This is a genomic window from Haloactinomyces albus, assembly GCF_031458135.1.
In the GTDB taxonomy this organism is placed as follows: domain Bacteria; phylum Actinomycetota; class Actinomycetes; order Mycobacteriales; family Pseudonocardiaceae; genus Haloactinomyces; species Haloactinomyces albus.
In genome coordinates, this window is record NZ_JAVDXW010000001.1 from 2,143,955 (window position 1) to 2,162,132 (window position 18,178).

General features: G+C 66.8%; 17 protein-coding genes. 13 read left to right on the forward strand and 4 right to left on the reverse strand.

Translation table 11 applies throughout. The features are described from left to right. The first annotated feature begins 1 nt into the window (after nucleotide 1). The 5 genes from dprE1 to JOF55_RS10135 all read left to right on the forward strand — a co-directional run bounded on the left by dprE1 (nucleotide 2) and on the right by JOF55_RS10135 (nucleotide 5,578). Nucleotides 2-1,366: a decaprenylphosphoryl-beta-D-ribose oxidase gene (gene dprE1, locus JOF55_RS10115; protein WP_310272875.1), complete on the forward strand. Its 1,365-nt coding sequence runs from the start codon at nucleotides 2-4 to the stop codon at nucleotides 1,364-1,366. Beyond that, nucleotides 1,363-2,118 (forward strand): decaprenylphospho-beta-D-erythro-pentofuranosid-2-ulose 2-reductase, encoded by a 756-nt coding sequence (gene dprE2, locus JOF55_RS10120; protein ID WP_310272877.1) that lies wholly within the window; start codon nucleotides 1,363-1,365, stop codon nucleotides 2,116-2,118. Before dprE1 ends, dprE2 begins: the two co-directional genes overlap by 4 nt. A gap of 366 nt (nucleotides 2,119-2,484) precedes the next feature. Then, the gene (locus JOF55_RS10125; RefSeq protein WP_310272879.1) at nucleotides 2,485-4,491 is read left to right on the forward strand and encodes a DUF6541 family protein; all 2,007 of its coding nucleotides are present in this window, start codon (nucleotides 2,485-2,487) and stop codon (nucleotides 4,489-4,491) included. Between the two features lie 8 nt (nucleotides 4,492-4,499). Beyond that, nucleotides 4,500-5,186 carry a glycosyltransferase family 2 protein gene (locus tag JOF55_RS10130; RefSeq protein WP_310272881.1) on the forward strand — a complete coding sequence of 229 codons (687 nt, stop codon included), beginning with the start codon at nucleotides 4,500-4,502 and terminating at the stop codon, nucleotides 5,184-5,186. Nucleotides 5,187-5,188: 2 nt separating this feature from the next. After that, nucleotides 5,189-5,578 (forward strand): DUF2304 domain-containing protein, encoded by a 390-nt coding sequence (locus JOF55_RS10135; protein ID WP_310272883.1) that lies wholly within the window; start codon nucleotides 5,189-5,191, stop codon nucleotides 5,576-5,578. A gap of 6 nt (nucleotides 5,579-5,584) precedes the next feature. Here JOF55_RS10135 and JOF55_RS10140 read toward each other — a convergent pair whose 3' ends face one another. Then, complete coding sequence (locus JOF55_RS10140; protein ID WP_310272885.1) at nucleotides 5,585-6,523, reverse strand: NAD-dependent epimerase/dehydratase family protein; 939 nt, start codon at nucleotides 6,521-6,523, stop codon at nucleotides 5,585-5,587. A gap of 145 nt (nucleotides 6,524-6,668) precedes the next feature. On the opposite strand from JOF55_RS10140, the gene JOF55_RS10145 reads away from it, so the two are divergent. From JOF55_RS10145 to JOF55_RS10155, 3 genes are read left to right on the forward strand one after another with little or no spacing between them, the layout of a single operon-like run. Further along, nucleotides 6,669-7,958, forward strand: a complete 1,290-nt coding sequence (locus tag JOF55_RS10145; RefSeq protein WP_310272887.1) for a nucleotide sugar dehydrogenase — start codon at nucleotides 6,669-6,671, stop codon at nucleotides 7,956-7,958. A 1-nt stretch (nucleotide 7,959) separates the two neighbouring features. After that, nucleotides 7,960-9,048, forward strand: a complete 1,089-nt coding sequence (locus tag JOF55_RS10150; RefSeq protein ID WP_310272889.1) for a glycosyltransferase family 4 protein — start codon at nucleotides 7,960-7,962, stop codon at nucleotides 9,046-9,048. 5 nt (nucleotides 9,049-9,053) lie between these two features. Then, a complete protein-coding gene (locus JOF55_RS10155) occupies nucleotides 9,054-9,650 on the forward strand; it encodes an acyltransferase (RefSeq protein WP_310272891.1) in 597 nt (198 codons plus the stop codon). 23 nt (nucleotides 9,651-9,673) lie between these two features. Here the strand turns inward: JOF55_RS10155 and JOF55_RS10160 are convergent, their stop codons facing one another. Then, a complete protein-coding gene (locus tag JOF55_RS10160) occupies nucleotides 9,674-11,185 on the reverse strand; it encodes a hypothetical protein (protein WP_310272893.1) in 1,512 nt (503 codons plus the stop codon). Between the two features lie 151 nt (nucleotides 11,186-11,336). Here JOF55_RS10160 and JOF55_RS10165 point away from each other — a divergent pair, with 151 nt between their 5' ends. From JOF55_RS10165 to JOF55_RS10185, 5 genes are all read left to right on the forward strand, one after another. Then, nucleotides 11,337-12,428 carry a DegT/DnrJ/EryC1/StrS family aminotransferase gene (locus JOF55_RS10165; RefSeq protein ID WP_310272895.1) on the forward strand — a complete coding sequence of 364 codons (1,092 nt, stop codon included), beginning with the start codon at nucleotides 11,337-11,339 and terminating at the stop codon, nucleotides 12,426-12,428. Beyond that, nucleotides 12,425-13,420, forward strand: coding sequence for a Gfo/Idh/MocA family protein (locus JOF55_RS10170; protein ID WP_374727262.1), 996 nt, complete (start codon nucleotides 12,425-12,427; stop codon nucleotides 13,418-13,420). The genes JOF55_RS10165 and JOF55_RS10170 overlap by 4 nt, the downstream gene beginning before the upstream one ends. 4 nt (nucleotides 13,421-13,424) lie before the next feature. Beyond that, on the forward strand, nucleotides 13,425-14,567 hold the full coding sequence (locus JOF55_RS10175) for a glycosyltransferase family 4 protein (protein WP_310272899.1): 1,143 nt from the start codon (nucleotides 13,425-13,427) through the stop codon (nucleotides 14,565-14,567). A 162-nt stretch (nucleotides 14,568-14,729) separates the two neighbouring features. Next, nucleotides 14,730-15,311: a DUF2017 family protein gene (locus JOF55_RS10180; RefSeq protein WP_310272901.1), complete on the forward strand. Its 582-nt coding sequence runs from the start codon at nucleotides 14,730-14,732 to the stop codon at nucleotides 15,309-15,311. Between the two features lie 183 nt (nucleotides 15,312-15,494). Further along, nucleotides 15,495-15,983 (forward strand): hypothetical protein, encoded by a 489-nt coding sequence (locus tag JOF55_RS10185; RefSeq protein WP_310272903.1) that lies wholly within the window; start codon nucleotides 15,495-15,497, stop codon nucleotides 15,981-15,983. Between the two features lie 85 nt (nucleotides 15,984-16,068). Here JOF55_RS10185 and JOF55_RS10190 read toward each other — a convergent pair whose 3' ends face one another. Further along, entirely contained in the window at nucleotides 16,069-16,920 is an 852-nt protein-coding gene (locus tag JOF55_RS10190; RefSeq protein WP_310272905.1) for an ESX secretion-associated protein EspG, read from the reverse strand. 2 nt (nucleotides 16,921-16,922) lie between these two features. Further along, on the reverse strand, nucleotides 16,923-17,954 hold the full coding sequence (locus JOF55_RS10195; protein WP_310272907.1) for a hypothetical protein: 1,032 nt from the start codon (nucleotides 17,952-17,954) through the stop codon (nucleotides 16,923-16,925). Nucleotides 17,955-18,178 lie beyond the last annotated feature (224 nt).

Genomic DNA, 18,178 nt, shown 5'->3' on the forward strand with positions numbered 1-18,178 from the left:
AGTGGGATCGGTTAAGGACGAGCTTCGGACGCTGACCGGCTGGGGACGCACCGCGCCGACCCGGGCACGGGTCATCAGCACGCCCGACGTCGAGGTAATCGCGCGCGCCGTCCGCGAAACCGGCGAGCGCGGCGTCATCGCACGCGGGCTCGGCCGCAGCTACGGCGACCCCGCGCAGAACGCGGGCGGCACCGTCATCGACATGACCGCACTCGACCGCGTGCACAAGATCGATGTGGACGAGGCCACCGTCGACGTCGACACCGGCGTGTCCCTCGACACTCTGATGCGCCGCCTGCTGCCTTACGGCCTGTGGCTTCCGGTCCTGCCCGGCACCCGTCAGGTCACCATCGGTGGCGCGATCAGTTCGGACATTCACGGCAAGAACCATCACTCGCAAGGCTCGTTCGGCAGCCACGTCCTGTCGCTGGACCTGCTCACCGCCGACGGCGAGGTCCGCACGCTCGCGCCGGAGGGCCCGGAGTCCGAATTGTTCTGGGCCACCGTCGGCGGCATGGGGCTCACGGGCGTCGTCGTGCGGGCCACCATCCGGCTCAAGCGCGTCGAGACGGCCTACTTCCTCGTCGACAACGTGCAAACCAGGAACCTCGACGAGCTGATCGAGCACTTCACCGACGGCTCGGACGACAACTACACCTACTCGGTGGCGTGGTTCGATTCGCTGGCGCGCGGCGACAAGATGGGCCGCGCACTGCTGACGCGGGGCAACTCCGCCAAGCTGGAAGACCTGCCGAAGAAGCTGCGCAAGGACCCGTTGGGATTCGATGCGCCGCAGCTGATGACGGCTCCACCGATCTTCCCGAGCGGACTGGTCAACAAATACACGATCACCGCGTTCAACGAGCTCTGGTACCGCAAAGCCCCCACGAAGTACGGCTCGGTGCAGAACATCACCCAGTTCTTCCACCCGCTGGACCTCGTCGGCGAGTGGAACCGGGTGTACGGCTCGCACGGATTCCTGCAGTACCAGTTCATGGTGCCGTTCGGGCAGGAGGACATGTTCCGCCGCTCGATCGACAAGATCAGCGCCTCCGGACACGTGTCCTTCCTCAACGTGCTCAAGACCTTCGGCCCGGGCAATGCGGCACCGATGTCGTTTGCGAGCAAGGGCTGGACGCTGACCGTGGACATCCCGATCACCCCCGGCCTGGATCGGCTGTGCGGCGAGCTGGATGAGATGGTGCTCAACGCGGGCGGGCGGTTGTACCTGGCCAAGGAGTCCCGCACCACGCCCGAGATGATCCAGCGGATGTATCCGCGCATCGACGAGTGGCGCAAGATCCGCGACTCGGTCGACCCCGATGGAATCTTCACCTCCGATTTGTCCCGAAGGCTGGCCCTGTGATCGACGCGGTTGGAAACCCCCAGTCCCTGCTGCTGCTCGGCGGCACCTCCGATATCGCGCTGGCCACGGCCGAGCAGTACGCCGAGCAGCGGCCGCTGCGGATCGTGCTCGCCGCGCGCCCGTCGGAGCGCCTCGACGCCGCTGCCGAGCGGCTGCGCTCCACCGGCAGCACGGTGACCACGGTTTCGTTCGACGCCCGCGACCCGGACACCCACGCCGAGGCCATCGAGAAGGCCTTCGCCGACGGCGACATCGACGTCAGCCTCGTGGCCTTCGGCATGCTCGGTGACCAGGAACAACTGTGGACCGATGTGGCGGCGGCCCGCGAGCTGGCCGAGATCAACTACGTCGCGCCGGTGACGATCGGCGTGCTGCTGGCCGACAAGCTGCGCAAGCAGGGGCACGGCCACATCGTGGCGCTGTCCTCGGTGGCCGGTGAGCGCGTTCGCCGGTCGAACTTCGTGTACGGCTCCTCGAAGGCCGGTCTGGACGGGTTCTACACCGGCCTGACCGAGGCGCTGCGCCCATCCGGGGTGAAGGTCACCGTGGTCCGGCCCGGGCATGTGACCTCGAAGATGACCGAGGGCATGTCCGAGGCGCCGCTGGCACAGACGCCGGAGCAGGTTGCGCGGATCATCGTGGAGTCGGTGCGCAAGGGCAAGGAACTGGTGTGGGCACCCGCGCAGTTCCGCTACGTCATGAGCGTCCTGCGCCACCTGCCCCGCGTGGTCTTCCGCCGGCTGCCGTTCTAGGAATGAGTGCTGCGCGCTCACTCGAATCGGTGAGGCCGAACATTGTCGCGTGATTCCGGGCAACCTCGGTCGGGTGGCGAACGTCCTTACGGTTAGCAGCCGCCGGAGTTGTACGCACCGTGTCCGAACAATCGTGGATCAATAACGATGCGGTGAAACCTCGATGGCTCCCCGAGGTCGGGATCACGTGCGAAGATGCCGGAGCGGTAGCATTTTTGCCGCTCGGGGCGATTCCCGCACCGGTTCGGTGCCTTCGGGGGCGACGGGGAATCGTATGCTGACGTGTGCTGTGCTGCGGCAAGCACCCGCACCTGCTGCCGGTCGGACTCGAGTACCTACCGCCTCACCCTGAAAGGTCCGTGCAAGATGAGCTGGATCGACGCCGTTCCGGCGCTGGCCGCAACCGTTGTGTGGTTTCTGGCGCCGGGCGTGTTGACCAGTTATGCACTCGGCCTGCGCGGCCTGGCGGCATGGACGGTGGCGCCCGCGTTCTCCACGGCCACACTCGCCGTGTCCGCCGTGGTCTTCGGCAAGCTCGGCATCGCCTGGTCGACGGAGTCGGCAGGCATCGCCGCGATCGTTCCCGCCGCCGTCATCCTGCTGGTCCGCCTCGTGCTCAGGCGCGGTTTCTCCCCCGCGGTGCAGCCGGACTCCCGGAAAGTGCGACTGGCCGGCTGGCTGGGGCTGCTGCCCGCCGTGCTCATCGGGCTGTACATCATCGTGCGGGGTTTCCGGACTCCCGGCACGATGTCCCAGACCTACGATGCCGTGTTCCACTACAACGCCCTCCGGTGGGTCCTGGAATCCGGCGAGGCGTCCTCGCTGACGCTCGGGGGTTTCGGGGCCACCTTCTATCCGGGCGCCTGGCACGACATCACCTCGCTGGTCGTACTGAGCAGCAACGCCTCGCTCACGGTCGCCGCCAACATGGCGTCCGGGGTCATCGCCGTGCTCGTGTGGCCGCTGGCCTGCCTGTTCCTGAGCAGACAGGTCTTCGGGCCCGCGATCCCCGCGCTCGCGATCACCGGCACGGTCTCGGTTTCCTTCGCGGCCTTCCCGTGGGGACTGCTCAACTTCGGTGTGCTGTGGCCGAACGCGCTGGGCTTCGCCCTGGTACCCATCGGTGTCGGCGCGGGGCTGTCGATCCTCGGCCTGACCACGCAGGACACGTTGAACCGCACGGCAGCGTGGGGGCTGCTCATCACGAGCGTGCTCGCCACCGGCTTCGCCCAACCGAACACGACGTTCAGCCTGGCGGCGTTGCTGCTGCTGCCTGCCTGCCAGGCGCTGCTGAGCTGGATGCGCGGGCAGCACCGCGCAGGCCGAACCGTACGGGGACTCCTCGGCGGTGCCGCCGCGGTGGCCCTGGCGGTGGGGGTCTGGGTGTTCGTGCACTCGCTGCCGATGGTCACCGGCATCAAGGACTTTCCCTGGGCGCCGTACACGTCGGTTGCGGGTGCCGTGGGCGAGGTCCTGCTCAACGCCACGAACGGTCGCGAAGCCCTGTGGTGGATCTCGGCGGCCGTGGTGGCAGGCATGTTCTTCGCGTTCCGCGACCGCAGCACGCTGTGGCTGCCGCCGGCACACATGGCCACTGCGGTCTTGTTCGTGATGACGGCGGCGATCCAGTCGTCGACCACCCACATCTTCACCGGGTTCTGGTACAACGACTCTTACCGACTCGCCGCCATGGTGCCGATCACCGGTGTACTTCTCGCCGTGTACGGGGTGACCGGGGTAGCCGTGAAACTGCGCGAGCGGGTCAACCTCCAGGAACTACCGATCCGGATGCGGAACACCCGTCTGGCCTCTGCTCCCGCGCTCACCGGTGTGCTCGGTGCACTGCTGCTCGTGGTGGTCGCAACCGGGTATCAGGAGGAATTCGTCGACGACATCAACGGGACTTACAACAAACCGGCTAATGTGCAGGCCACCCTGGTCGATCCGGCGGAACGGGCCTTCTACTCGCGCATCGACGACATAGTCCCGGAGGACGCGGTCGTGGCGAACAACCCGTGGGACGGCAGCGCGATGCTGTGGGCACTCACCGGCACCCACGTGCTGTTTCCGCATCTCAGCCAGAGTGGCTCGACCGAGGCGCAGGGCTACCTTGCCGAGCATCTCAACGAGGCCTCGAACAATCCCAAGGTCTGCCGATTGGTCCATCGACTCGACGTGCGCTATGTCATCAACGGCACCTTCCGGTTCTGGCTCGACGACAACCGCATCGACAACTACCCCGGCCTGACCAACCTCCGGATGAATCCCGGTTTCGAACTCGTGGAGCAGCAGGGACGGATGGAGCTGTACCGGATCACGGCGTGCGATCCCGAACTGGCCTCTCATACCCCCGAGCCGCGCAACGGCACTTAGGAGTCGCCATGTCTTACAGCGACACGTGGCTGATCGTCCCGGTCTACAACGAGGCCGAGGTGCTCGGCGATGTCCTGAGCGAGGCGCTGCAGACATTCCCGAACATCGTCTGCGTCGACGACGGCAGCCGGGACGACTCGGCGGAGATCGCCCTGAACAGCGGGGCACACCTGGTGCAGCATCCGGTCAACCTCGGCCAGGGGGCGGCGCTGCAGACCGGGATCGAATACGCGCGCAGCCGCCCCGGGGCGGACTACTTTGTCACCTTCGACTCCGACGGGCAGCATCAGGTTTCCGACGTGAAACAGATGATCGACAGGCTCCGCCTCGGCGAGATCGACCTGTGCGTCGGCACCCGGTTCCACGGCGACACCGACCACATCCCGTGGATCAAGCGCCTCCTGCTGCGCACGATCGTCCTGCTGAGTCCGGGGCTACGCACACTGCAACTCACCGATGCCCACAACGGGCTGCGCGTGTTCAACCGGACCGTGGCGAACCAGTTCAACATCACCCACAACGGCATGGGACACGCCTCGGAAATCATCGCGATGGCACGTCGACACGGCTGGCGGGTCGCCGAGAGCCCGGTGACGATCGTCTACACCGAGTACTCCATGGCCAAGGGCCAGTCGGTCATCAACGGTGTGAACATTCTGTTCGAAAGCATCCTCAGAACGAGCTCCAGGCGGTAACAGTGCTCATCCAGTATCTTCTGATCATCGGTGTCGCGCTGCTGCTCGTGTTCTTCCTGCGGCATCACGGCACGAGCCGGACGGCGGCCTGGGTCAAGGTCGGTTTCGTTTTCTTCGTGATCTTCAGTGTGCTCGCGGTGCTGCGCCCGGGGGCCGTCTCCGTGGTCGCCCAGTGGGTCGGGGTCGGCCGTGGCACCGACCTGCTCGTCTACGCGATGGCAGCCGGGTTCGCGTTCGCCTCGATCAACACCTACCTGCGGTTCAAGGAGCTCGAAGGGCGATATGCCCAGCTCGCACGGGCCGTCGCATTACGAGACAGTCGGGTCCCCGAGAACGCCGCCACAGGCGAGCGGGAACCCGAGTCCGATGACGACGAAAAGCCCCGGAAGTGACCGGCTTCAGCGGCGGCTGCGGAAGTACTCGACGGTGCGCGCCACCCCGTCGGCGATGGTGACCTCGGGTTTCCAGCCGAGCTCCCGGGCCGCCGCTCCGGCGTCCAGGGCGGAGAACCGCACGTCGCCGGGCCTGGCGGGGGCGTGTTCGGGCCGGTCCGCGGCGCCGGCCGCGGTGGCCGCCAGGGTGTGCAGCTCGCGGTCCGAGGTCTGCATTCCGGTTCCGATGTTGTAGCGGCATCCGCTGCCGCGTTCTCCCGCTGCGGCGAGAAACGCGCGGGCGACGTCTTCGACGTAGACGTAGTCCCGGGTGTTGCCGCCATCGCCGAACACGGTGGTCGCACGCCCTTCCAGCAGGGCACCGGCGAAGATGGCCACGACCCCGGCTTCGCCGTGCGGGTCCTGCCTCGGTCCGTAGACGTTGGCCAGGGCCAGGTGGGTGCAGTCCAGGCCGTGCAGGCGCCGGTAGGTGTCCAGGTAGGTCTCGCCGGATATCTTCGAGGCCGCGTACGGCGACTGCGGGCACAGCGGCGCCTGCTCGTCGACCGGCAGGTTCTCGGGGACTCCGTAGATGGAACCACCGGAAGAGGTGAACACGACCTTGCGCGTCCCGGCACGGCGAGCGGCCTCGGCCACGTTGAGCGTGCCGAGCACATTCCGACCGGCGTCGCCGAGAGGATCGGCCACGCTGACGCGAACGTCGATCTGGGCGGCCAGATGGAACACGACCTCGGGGCTCACCTCGGACATCACGTCCGCCAGCGCGTCCGATCGCACATCGACCCGGTGCACGGGGCATCGCATTCCTCCGCCGGAGGAGGTCAGATTCGCCTCCCTGCCACGGCTGAAGTCGTCGACAACGTGCACCTCGTGGCCGTTTTCCAGCAACAGATCCACCAGGTTCGAGCCGATGAAGCCGGCACCCCCGGTCACAAGAACGCGCATGGCCGCAAAGCCTACCGATCCGGCTCCGGGTGGCGCTGACGCCGCGGAGACGGCAAGGGGGCGATGTTCACCAGCCTCGGTTGAGTTAGGCTGCAGCCGAGATCTCGCGCGCCCCGCCCTGCATTACCGGAAGAGGACTACCTCGGTGAAGATCGCTGTCATTGCCCTGGGGAAAATCGGCCTTCCACTCGCCGTGCAGTACGCCTCGAAAGGCCACGAGGTCATCGGGGTCGATGTGGACACCGAGATCGTCGATCAAGTCAACCACGCGGTCGAACCGTTTCCGGGTGAGCAGCACCTGCAGGAAAAGCTCGACGAACTCGTCCCCGCGGGCGCCCTGCGCGCCACCACCGACTACGCGGAGGCGGTTCCCGGAGCCGATGCCGTCGTCGTGGTCGTGCCGCTGTTCGTGGACGACGAGGCGCGTCCGGAGTTCGGGTGGATGGACGCTGCGACCGAGGAACTGGGGCATCATCTGACCGCGGACACCCTGGTGTCCTACGAGACCACGCTCCCGGTCGGCACCACGCGCAATCGGTGGAAACCGGTACTGGAGAAGAGGTCCGGGCTGGTCGAGGGCAGCGACTTCCACCTGGCGTTCTCCCCGGAACGAGTGCTCACCGGCCGGGTGTTCGAGGACCTGCGCAAGTATCCGAAGCTCATCGGCGGGCTGTCCGAGGCGGGCGCCGCGCGAGCCGTCGAGTTCTACGAGGCCGTGCTGGACTTCGACGAGCGTTCCGATCTGGCCCGCCCGAACGGCGTATGGGACCTCGGCTCGGCCGAGGCGGGTGAACTGGCCAAGCTCGCCGAGACGACCTACCGGGATGTCAACATCGGGTTGGCGAACCAGTTCGCACGCTACGCCACGGCCGCTGGCATCGACGTCTACCAGGTCATCGAGGCGTCGAACTCCCAGCCCTACAGCCACATTCACCAACCGGGGATCGCCGTCGGCGGGCACTGCATCCCGGTGTATCCGAGGCTGTACCTGTGGAACGACCCCGAGGCGAGTGTCGTGCGCGCGGCCAGGGCGGCGAACGCGGGCATGCCCGACTACACGATCGGCCTGCTGGAAGGTGCGCACGGCACCCTGTCCGGCGCGCGGGTGGTCGTGCTCGGCGCGGCCTACCGTGGCGGGGTGAAGGAGACCGCGTTTTCCGGGGTGTTCGCCGCGGTGGAGGCGCTGCGCTCCCGTGGCGCGACGCCCCTGGTGCACGATCCGATGTACACCGACGAGGAGCTCCGAGCGCTCGGTTTCGAGCCCTACCATCTCGGCGACAAGGTGAACGCCGCCGTGGTGCAGGCCGATCACGGCGAGTACGCCACACTCGGCCCGGATGATCTGCCCGGCATCGGCACATTCATCGACGGCAGACGGATCAGTTCCGCCGACCGCTGGCCGGGCGTCAGCTACCGGGTGATCGGAAAGGCCTGAAATGCGGATCCTCATCGTCAGCACCTGGTTCCCGAGCGCGGATCGACCTGACATCGCACCCTTCAACGTGGCGCACGCCAAGGCCATCACCCGCAACCACGACGTACAGGTGGTGCATGCCCAACTGGGCGGATCGGGGCCGATTCGCCAGGAGGAGTACGCCGGATTGCCGGTGACCCGAGTGCCGATCAACCCCAGGCGACCCCTGGCCGTGGCACGCAGCCTGAGTACGCTACGGCGACTCGTCCGCGGAGCGGATGTGGTGCACAGCATGGCGTTCAGCTCACTCGGTGTGCTCGCCCCCCTGTATCCGGTGATCGGCAAGCGCTGGGTACATACCGAGCACTGGAGCGGCACCGCCTTCCCGGACCGTATCCCCGGCGTGTGGCAGCGACTGTCCGCCGCGCGCCATCTGCTGCGATTACCGCGCCGAGTCAGCACGGTGTCCAGCGTCCTTGCCGAGGCGATCGCGAAGTTCGCCAGGCGGGATGCGGTGGACGTGATCCCCTGTGTGGTGGACGAGTCGTTCCGGCCGGTTCCGCAGCCCTCCTGGACACCGCTGAAACTCGTCGCTGTCGGTGGCCTGGTCACGGGGAAACGTCCGCAGTCGGCAGTGGATACGGTGCGCGAACTGGTGGCCACCGGAGTCGACACGCACCTGACCTGGGTTGGCGACGGTGCCCTGCACGACGAGATCCGAGAACGCATCACCGAGTACGGTCTCGCCGACCGGATCGACCTGGTGGGCGCGGTCAGTCCGGAAAAGGTGGCCGATCACGTGCGTGCGGCGAACCTTTTCTTCCTGCCCACCGCATTCGAAACCTTCCTCGCCGCGGGTGCTGAGGCGATCGCTTGTGGCCGTCCGGTGGTGCTGCCCAACACCGGCGGGTTCACCGACTACGTGACCGAGGCCAATGGAGTGATCATCGAACAGGATGACCCGAAGACATTGGCACAGGCAGTTCAGCAGGCCCGGGACCGGTTCGCCGACGTGTCCGCCGACACGATCAGTGCCACCGGGACCTCCCGGTTCAGCGAGGAAACCATCGCAGAGAAGTTCGACGAGTTCTACAGTCACCTGGAGAAATGAGGAACATGTCGTTCATTGCTGACGGAGCCGACGTGGCGCAGACCGCGAAGATCGGCGAGGGGAGCAAGGTATGGCATCTTGCCCAGGTGCGAAACGACGCCGAGCTGGGCGAAAACTGCATCGTCGGCCGCGGTGCCTACGTCGGCACCGGTGTCCGCATCGGCGACAACTGCAAGATCCAGAACCACGCTCTCGTGTACGAACCCGCCGAACTCGCCACCGGCGTGTTCATCGGGCCGGCGGTGGTACTGACGAACGACACCTACCCGCGGGCGATCAACCCGGACGGCACGCTGAAGAGCGCATCGGACTGGGAAGCCGTCGGCGTCAGCATCGCCGAGGGTGCTTCCATCGGCGCCCGAGCGGTGTGTGTCGCACCGGTCCGGATCGGTATGTGGGCGACCGTGGCAGCCGGAGCCGTGGTGACCAAGGACGTGCCGGACTTCGGCCTGGTGGCCGGAGTGCCCGCCCGCCGGGTCGGCTGGGTCGGCAAGGCCGGTGCACCGCTGCGCGAGGAAGGGCAGCACTGGGTCTGCCCGCTGACCGGACATACCTACACCGAAGTGGACGGCGTACTCACCGAGTCCGACGCGCAGGGTTGAGCACCGCGGTCACGCGGAAAGGGTCACGTTCGAGGGCGAACGGATCGGCGCACCATAGCCATCAGGTCACTGCGGTGCAGCAACGCCCAGCCGAGCGCGAACACCGCGATCATCGCGACATCGAGCCATCCTGGGCCGTGGGCGGCGGACCGCAGCCCCACCAGCGCGCCGGCCAGCACGGTCCCTGCGAGCACCCGCAGCATGAGCGCCCCCCAGCGGTGCCGGTCGCGCCGCCACACCAGCACCATCGGCAGGGAACCGATGATCACCATCCCCACCAGGTAGCCGAGCGCGATGCCGATGACCGACATGCCGGGGATGAGTGCCACGGCGACACCGAGGCCGACCACGAAGCCGGCGCTGCGAATGAGCGCCACCACCCGCGCACCGTGCTCGCTGTAGGACCTGATGGACTCGGTGACCACGGTGGACACGGTAAGCAGGAAGGTGGCGACGAGCAGCACCTCGAGCACCGGAACTGCCTCGGAAAGCCGCGGCCAGATCAGCGCCACGATCAGCCTGCTGCCCACCACGAGCACGCCGAACACCCCGCCGACGGTGGTGACCAGTCCCCGATGCGCCACGTCGGTGTGTCGTCGAACGGCGTCCAGATCACCCCGTCCCACCGCGCTGGACAGCGCGGGCAGCAGCAGCAGGCTCAGCACGGAACCGAGCATCGAGGCCGGGGTCGCCAAGGTCAGCGCCGCCGCGTAGGCGTCCGCACTCACCACGTCGCCGGTCTGGTCGGCCAGCACCATGGTCAGTTGCAGGAACCCCCCGGTGGCCAGCGAGCCGAGCACGCCCCACGCCACGAACCGATTGATCTCGGTACGCAATGCCGGTTCGATCGATCCACGACCGGCTCGGGGCCAGCCCGCGATGGTGTACAGCAGATATCCCGCGGTCAGCGGTAACAGCAGCCAGGCGCGCAGACCGAGCACGAGCACCAGGACAAGACCGCCCACCGCGACGACGAAGGACAGCCCGTCCCACACGGTGGCTCGCAGCACCCGCCCGGTCGCGTACTGCGCACCTCGCACGAACGTGTAGCCCGACCAGCCGATGGTCAGTAGTCCGACGAAGATCCCCGTCGTGAGCTCGCCCGGGGCGAGCACGAAGTAGGTCAGCAACCCGGCACCCGCACCGAGTGCGGTGGAGGTCAGCAGCGACAGGCGGGCAAGGTAACGGGTCAGGGCTTCCCGGAGTGCGACATCACCTGCTTCCCTGGCCACGAACTTGGATGCCGCCGCGCCGAGGGAGGTGGGCCACAACATGGTCGCCAGCAGTGCCGTGGAGATCGCGCTGTTCGTGGCAGCCAGGAAACCTGCGGGCAGCATACGACCGACCAGCAGGTTGTAGACGAATCGCACCAGCCCCTGCACCGCGATGCCGGTGGCCGAGACCAGGCCGCGTTTTCCGACCGGGAGCGACACGGCGTCCGTGCGCGCATCGGGCCGGGTCAGCAGTGAGCGACGGTGGCCGACGAGCCCAATTTCTGCCCCGGTACCGTCGGTCCCGCCATCGAGCGCGGTCATGAATCGCACAGTATCTGCCCGCATTGGCATGGCTCTGGTCAGGTAGTGACGCATGGGCTGCGGGTTTCGTGTATTCCGGCCCCTGCCTGGGCGCACCGGAAGCAGGAATACAGTGAAGCCGACATTCCCCGAACGACATCGAGGACACCTCGTGAGCAAGGAGTTCATCCCGCCCGCCAAGCCGATCATCGGTGACGCGGAACGCGAAGCCGTCGACGAAGTGCTCCGCTCCGGCATGCTGGCGCAGGGCGCCGAGGTCACCGCATTCGAGCAGGAGTTCAGCCAGGAACTGCTGGACGGTAGGTCAACCGTATCGGTCAACTCGGGCACCGCGGGGCTGCACCTCGGGTTGCTCGCCGCCGGAGTCGGTCTCGGCGATGAGGTGATCGTGCCCTCGTTCACCTTCGCCGCCACGGCGAACGCGGTGGCGCTGACCGGGGCCACACCGGTCTTCGCCGATATCGAACCCGACCACTACTGCCTCGCCCCGGAGCACGTCGCCGAGCTGATCACCGAGCGCACCAAGGGGATCATGCCGGTACATCTCTACGGGCACCCGGCGAACATGCCTGCGTTGCAGCGACTTGCCGAGCAGCACGGGTTGGCCTTGTTCGAGGATGCAGCACAGGCACACGGTGCGAGCCTCGACGGCCATCCGGTCGGCACCTTCGGCACCTTCGCCATGTTCAGCCTCTACCCCACCAAGAACATGACCTCCGGCGAGGGCGGCATGGTCGCCACCGGGGATGCCGAGGTGGACCGGACCCTGCGCCTGCTGCGCAGCCAGGGCATGGAGCGCCAGTACGAGAACGAGATCGTCGGATTCAACGCGCGGATGACCAACCTGCATGCCGCGATCGGCCGGGTGCAACTGAGCAAGGTCGGCGAGTGGACCAAGACCCGGCAGGACAACGCGCGGTTCTTCGACCGGAACCTGCACGGCGTCGGAGTGCCCGCGGTCGCCGACCGGGCCGTGCACGTCTACCACCAGTACACGATCACGGTTCCCGAGGACCGGGACGGTTTCGCCACCGCGTTGAAGGAGGAGCACCAAATCGGCTCCGGGGTGTACTACCCCATCCCGAATCACCGGCTGCCGTCGTTCGCCCGGCAGGAGGACCTGCCGAACACCGAGCAGGCCGCTCGCACCGTGCTGTCGCTGCCGGTGCACCCGTCATTGGACGATGAGGACCGCGAGCGCATCGTGACCGCGGTGAACACACTGGCAAAGGCAGGTGCATGAGCGTGACCGAACTACGAGTCGGCCTGCTCGGGCTCGGTATGATGGGCCGCCACCACGCGCGGGTGATCCGGGAGGTGGATGGCCTGACGCTGGCCGCGGTCGCCGACGCCACCGGTGATCCACACGGAGTCGCCGATGGGATGCCGGTACTCGGCAGCGTGGCGGAGCTGATCGACGCGGGTATCGACATGGCCGTGTGCGCAGTGCCGACCGGGCTGCACGAGGAAGCAGGCCTCGCGCTCGCCGAAGCGGGCGTGCACACGCTGATCGAAAAGCCGATCGCGCACAGCATCGAGGCCGGGACCAGGCTGGTCGAGGCGTTCACCACGAACAGCGTGGTCGGCGCGGTCGGACACATCGAACGGTACAACCCGGCGTTGCAGTCGCTGCGCGAACGGATGGCCGCAGGCGAGCTCGGTGAGATCTACCAGATCGCCACCCGCAGGCAGGGACCTTTCCCGGCGCGGATCGCCGACGTCGGTGTGGTCAAGGACCTCGCCACGCACGACATCGACCTGACGGCATGGCTGGCCAAGTCCGAGTACACCAGCGTGTCCGCCCAAGTCACCACCCGCTCCGGGCGGGCGCACGAGGACATGGTGGCCGCGACCGGCAGGCTCGCCGACGGCACCATCACCAATCACCTGGTGAACTGGCTTTCCCCGATGAAAGAGCGAGTCACCGTGGTGACCGGCGAGAAGGGCGCGTTCGTCGCCGACACGCTCACCGCCGACCTCACCTTCCACGCCAATGGCGTGGTCAGCACCGAGTGGGAGTCGGTGGCGAACTTCCGCGGGGTCGCCGAGGGCGACATGACCCGGTTCGCGATACAGAAGCGGGAACCATTGCGCGTCGAGCACGAGAAGTTCCGCGATGCGGTGCTGGGCGTCTCCCACGACGTGGTGACCATGCAGGAGGGTCTGCACACCCTGCGCACCGCCGAGGAACTGTTGTCCACGGCCAAGCAACCGATGGAGACGCGGAGCGCCTGATCCGATGCCGCAGCGAATCACGATCGTCTCCAGATTGTTCCGGCCCGAGGCGGGCGCGGCTGCCTACCGCCTGGGTGCCCTGGCCGACGAACTGACAACCCAGGGGCACCACGTCAGAGTGCTGACCACCGTGCCTCCCAAGGGCACGCGTATCGACGATGCCGGGCTCGATGTTCGGCGATGGCCGGTACTGCGTGACAAGGGCGGAAACGTCCGCGGGTACGTTCAATACCTCAGCTACGACATACCGTTGCTTTTTCGATTGCTGTTCACGAAAAGCGATGTGGTCGTGGTGGAGCCACCGACCACCACCGGCGTGGTCAGCAGAATTGTGTGTGCACTGAGGCGTACCCCGTACTTTCATTACTCCGCCGACGTGGTCTCGACTGCGGCAGAGGGTATCGGCGTCAATCGCACGGTGGTCCGTGCTCTGAAATTTTTGGAGCGCTGGGTACTCAATGGGGCTCGACGCATCATCGCCGTCTCGGACGGCGTGAAGAAGGACCTGCTGTCGCTGGGTGTACCCGAGGACCGCATCACGATCGTCGGCGTGGGCATCGACACCACCAGGTTCGATTTCACTCCGAACGACGAGCAAACACCAGCCAAAAAACTGGTCTACGGCGGAACGATGTCGGAGATCCACGGTGCTGCGATCTTCATCCGATCCTTCGCGAGGATAGCCGACAAGCATCCCGACGCCACACTGCTGATGATCGGCCAAGGCGTGGACGTGCCCGCACTGAAAGACCTTGCGAACGACCTGGCCCCGGGGAAAGTGGAGTTTCGCCCACCGCAATCAGCGGAGCACTTGAGCAACGAGTTCTCCACCGCATCGGCCGCGCTGGCTTCGGTGAAGCCCGGTGTCGGATACGATTTCGCATTCGCGACGAAGGCCCTCTCGAGTCTGTCCGCCGGTGCACCCGTCATCTATGCCGGAGTCGGCCCCATGGCATCGATCATTCGCGACAACGACCTGGGGTGGGCCGTCGAATGGGACGACGATGCCGTATCCGAAGCCATGGACAGGGCATTGACGGATTCCCCGGACACGGCGCGTCGGGTGGCGCTGTCTCAATGGGTAAAGCGCAACCACAGCCTGCAGACCGTCGCCACCAACACCGTCGACATCCTCGACCAAGAGTAGTAATCCACCACGAACCCGACGACCGAACCACGCCACTTCGGGATTCACCGACGTGGCGTCTGCGTATTCCACCAGTGATCGACAGTCACGGTGCGGGTACCGGCCGCTACAGCGGGGCTGCGATAATCGCCCCTCAGGCTGAGGGCGACAGGAGACTCGGGTATGGCGTTTCGGTGCTCCCTTGTGGACGGCACGCTGATCGTGGATTTCGATCCGATCATGCACGGCTGGTTACGCGTGTCGCTGCCCCGCTACCGGGGCATGGTGCAGTCCCGCATCGACGAGTACCGCGAGTACGACTCACTGTGTGAGGCACTGGGCATGCCGTTGCCGGTGACCCCGCTCAACTCGGAGATCCTGTGCACGCTGCGGGACAACTGGTGCGGCCTCGCCGGTGACGACGCGCTGGACCATTGGCGGGAAGCCGACCTGATGACCCGGCTGCGCGAAGATGCCGACGTGGCACTGTCCACGATGCCCGAACGTGGTGAGTCGCTGGAGTTGCACTGCGCGGAGGAGGTCGAGTCCTGGTTCTGGGTGCTGCTGAACCTGCGAATCGGCTACGGCGTGCAGCACGGCGTGCTCGGCCCGGACTGCCCGCCCGTCGAGCAGCAGGTCGGCGAGCAGGCGGACTGGAGCGATCCGCAGACCCCGGCGCGGTTCACGGTGTGGTGGCTGGACAACGTCGCACACGCGCTGCGCAAAGTCTCCGGCCAACCACTACCGGAGCACTCCTTCTACTGAGACGCTCCACCGAGACACGCTACCGGCGCGGGGGTGCCACCAGAGCCCCGACCATCTCCTCCAGCGCCGCAGCGATCTTGCGGTGAACACGTATCACTTCCACACTGTGCATGCTCTGTTCGTCACGGCCCGCCCGATGACCGGCACCGAGCGCCGCACCTTCCGGCGGAAGGGAAGGTAACCATGAACAATCCGATTGATCCCGCCAGACTCGACGAAATCGCCGAGTACTACGACACGCACGACACCAGCGCGGAACTCCGGCGCGCCAAGCCGGAAAATGACACGGAATCCGATCCCATGGTGTCGACCTCACTGCGCTTGCCCAAGTCGCTGTTGGACTGGGTACGCGAGCAAGCCGACGCAGAACACATCCGGCCGACGGCACTCATCCGCCGGTGGCTCGAACAGAAGCGAGACAGCGAGCAGCCTGGTAGAAAGCACCCTGCCGACGATGCGGCTTCGGTGGATGAGCGGGTACGGCGATTGGAGGAAATCGTCCTCGGCCAAGGGTCGGACGAGGGTGTATCGATGTCCCGCGAAGCACGGAAACGTCGCTACGAGGAGGGGCGCAGCAAGCACAGGACAGCCTCCCGTCGGCGAGTTGCTCAACCTCCGCGAGGTGGTGGCGCCAAGAAGACCGGTACCACTCGGGACCGCAAGCGGTTGTGACGTGCCGGTTCACGGTGTGGTGGCTGGACAACGTCGCACACGCGCTGCGCAAAGTCTCCGGCCAACCACTACCGGAGCACTCCTTCTACTGAGACGCTCCACCCAGACTCACTACCGGCGCGCGGGCTCCACCCAGAGCCCCGACCATCTCCTCCAGCGCCGCAGCGATCTTGCGGCCGTCGGCGGGTGCGAGGGTGAACCACTCGCGCCCGTCGCCACCCGGTTTCTTCTGCGCCAGGTAGCACCCGTCCTCGGTGGCGAAGACCTGCAGGTTGGTCGGCAGCTTGTGCGTGCGGCGCACCTTGCGGTCGTAGACGCGGACAGTGAGCACGCCGTCGAGGGTGCGCGGCGCACCGAACGCCTTCGCCAGGACCTGTGCGTCCGCCTGCCGCACTCCGGACGAGGCCAGTGCGGCGGGCATACTGCCCGACGGATCGGCCGCCATGCGCTTACTCGCCGTGTCCAGAAGTTCGGCGGGCAGACTCGCCGATCCCCCCGCGGCAGGTCGGAGTCCGCCGAGCAGGTTCACCGCATTCCCCGCCGGGCCGCCGTACTCGTGTCTGCTGATCACGATGTCCCGCAGCTCCTCGGGAGTCTCCCCGTCGGCCTGGTAGGCCTGGATGGTGTTGCGGCTCTGCTCGACCAGGACCGCGTTGAAGTTCTCGCCCGTGCGGGACTGCACGGCCAGTCCCACCGCCAGTGGCGGGTGGGCCAGCAGATGCCAGGCGTCGTTCAGAAACGGGTGCACCTCGTCGGTGTCGATCAGCCCCTGCTGCTTGAGTTGCCTGCGGCCTTCCTCGCCGGCCTGCCTGCGCTCGTCCTCGCCTGCCTCCATCGGCATTCGCCCCACCCGCAGCAGCGGATGCAGCTGTATGTCGAATCGTTCACACAGGTATGCGGCGGAATCGGGCGTGATCGAGATTCGGTTTTCTCCCACGATCAGCGGCCCTGTTCCTCGTGGGGAAGCGCACCGAGCACGGGTGGTGCGACGCGGTCCATGTCATTGGTGAACACGTCCTCGGACTCCACCAGCCAGGTCGGACGCTCGTGTTCTTCTTCCGCATCGCCCTGACCCTGCTGGCCGCCCGCGCCCGCCATCGGGCCACCGCGCATCATGCCGCCCCGGCCACTGCCGGACCCGCTCGCGGCTGTTCCGGAGGCCGACGAGCCACCGGTGGGACCGAAGCTTCCGCTGCCCGCACGGCCGCCTGCTGCCAGTGGACCACCGGAACCACGCGGCCCGAACCCACCACCGGGGCGACCGCCTCCGAGGGCACTGCCACCGCCACGGGCTCCGGCCGCACCGGATGGGCCCTTCGGTGCGGGGGCCCACCGACCGTTGTGGGGGTTCTGCCGCTGCCAGGTGCCGTCGGGATTCTGCCGATACAGCATGCCGTCCGAACCGCGCACCGCGCCGGGTGGCTGTGCACCGCCCGACGGGGACGTCCACGCCGACCCGGTGCCCGCCGGGGCGTTCGCGGACGGGGCCGAACTCACCGGCGGAGAGTAGGAACCACCGGCCGGGGCACCGGCACCCGAAGCCCATGCCGAGGACGTCGACGACGGAGAACCTCCGCCCATGCTCGGCCCACTGCTGTAATGCGCTCCCGCCATCGCACCACTCGCGCTGCCGCCGTACTGCTGCGGCTGCTGCGGGGATGGTGTCGAATCCTGAGCCGGCTGCTCGAATTCGGGGGTGCGCCCGATGACACCATCGGTCTGCGCCCCGTAGCGACGCATGACGGTGTCGGCCTCGTCGTTCGTGGCCTGGAATCGCTCCTGGCGCTCCTCGTAATCACTGGCCCAGCCACCGACGACCGGAATGTCATCGACGTGGTAATCCTCCACCCAGCCCTTTTCCGGGACCTTGATCTGGGCCATTCGACCGTCCTGCAGCTTCTCGCCCTCGCGCGGGATCGCCGCGAACGTCTCGTTCTGGTTCTTGGTCTGGTCGACCAGCGTTTGCTTCACGGTATCGGCCGTGTTCGCAGCGTTCTCCGCATGCGGCTTGATTTCGGCGATGGAAGCATTCGCTGCCTCCGCCGTTCGCCCGTAGTGCGCCGCCTCGGCCTTTCTCAGGGCACCCTCAATCTTATTGCCCAGACCGCGAAAGGCTTTCGAAGCCTCTTCCAGAGCTACGACTCCTCGACTTGTTGGAGCAGGCAGACTGGTCGCATCAGGCGAGCCTGCCATCT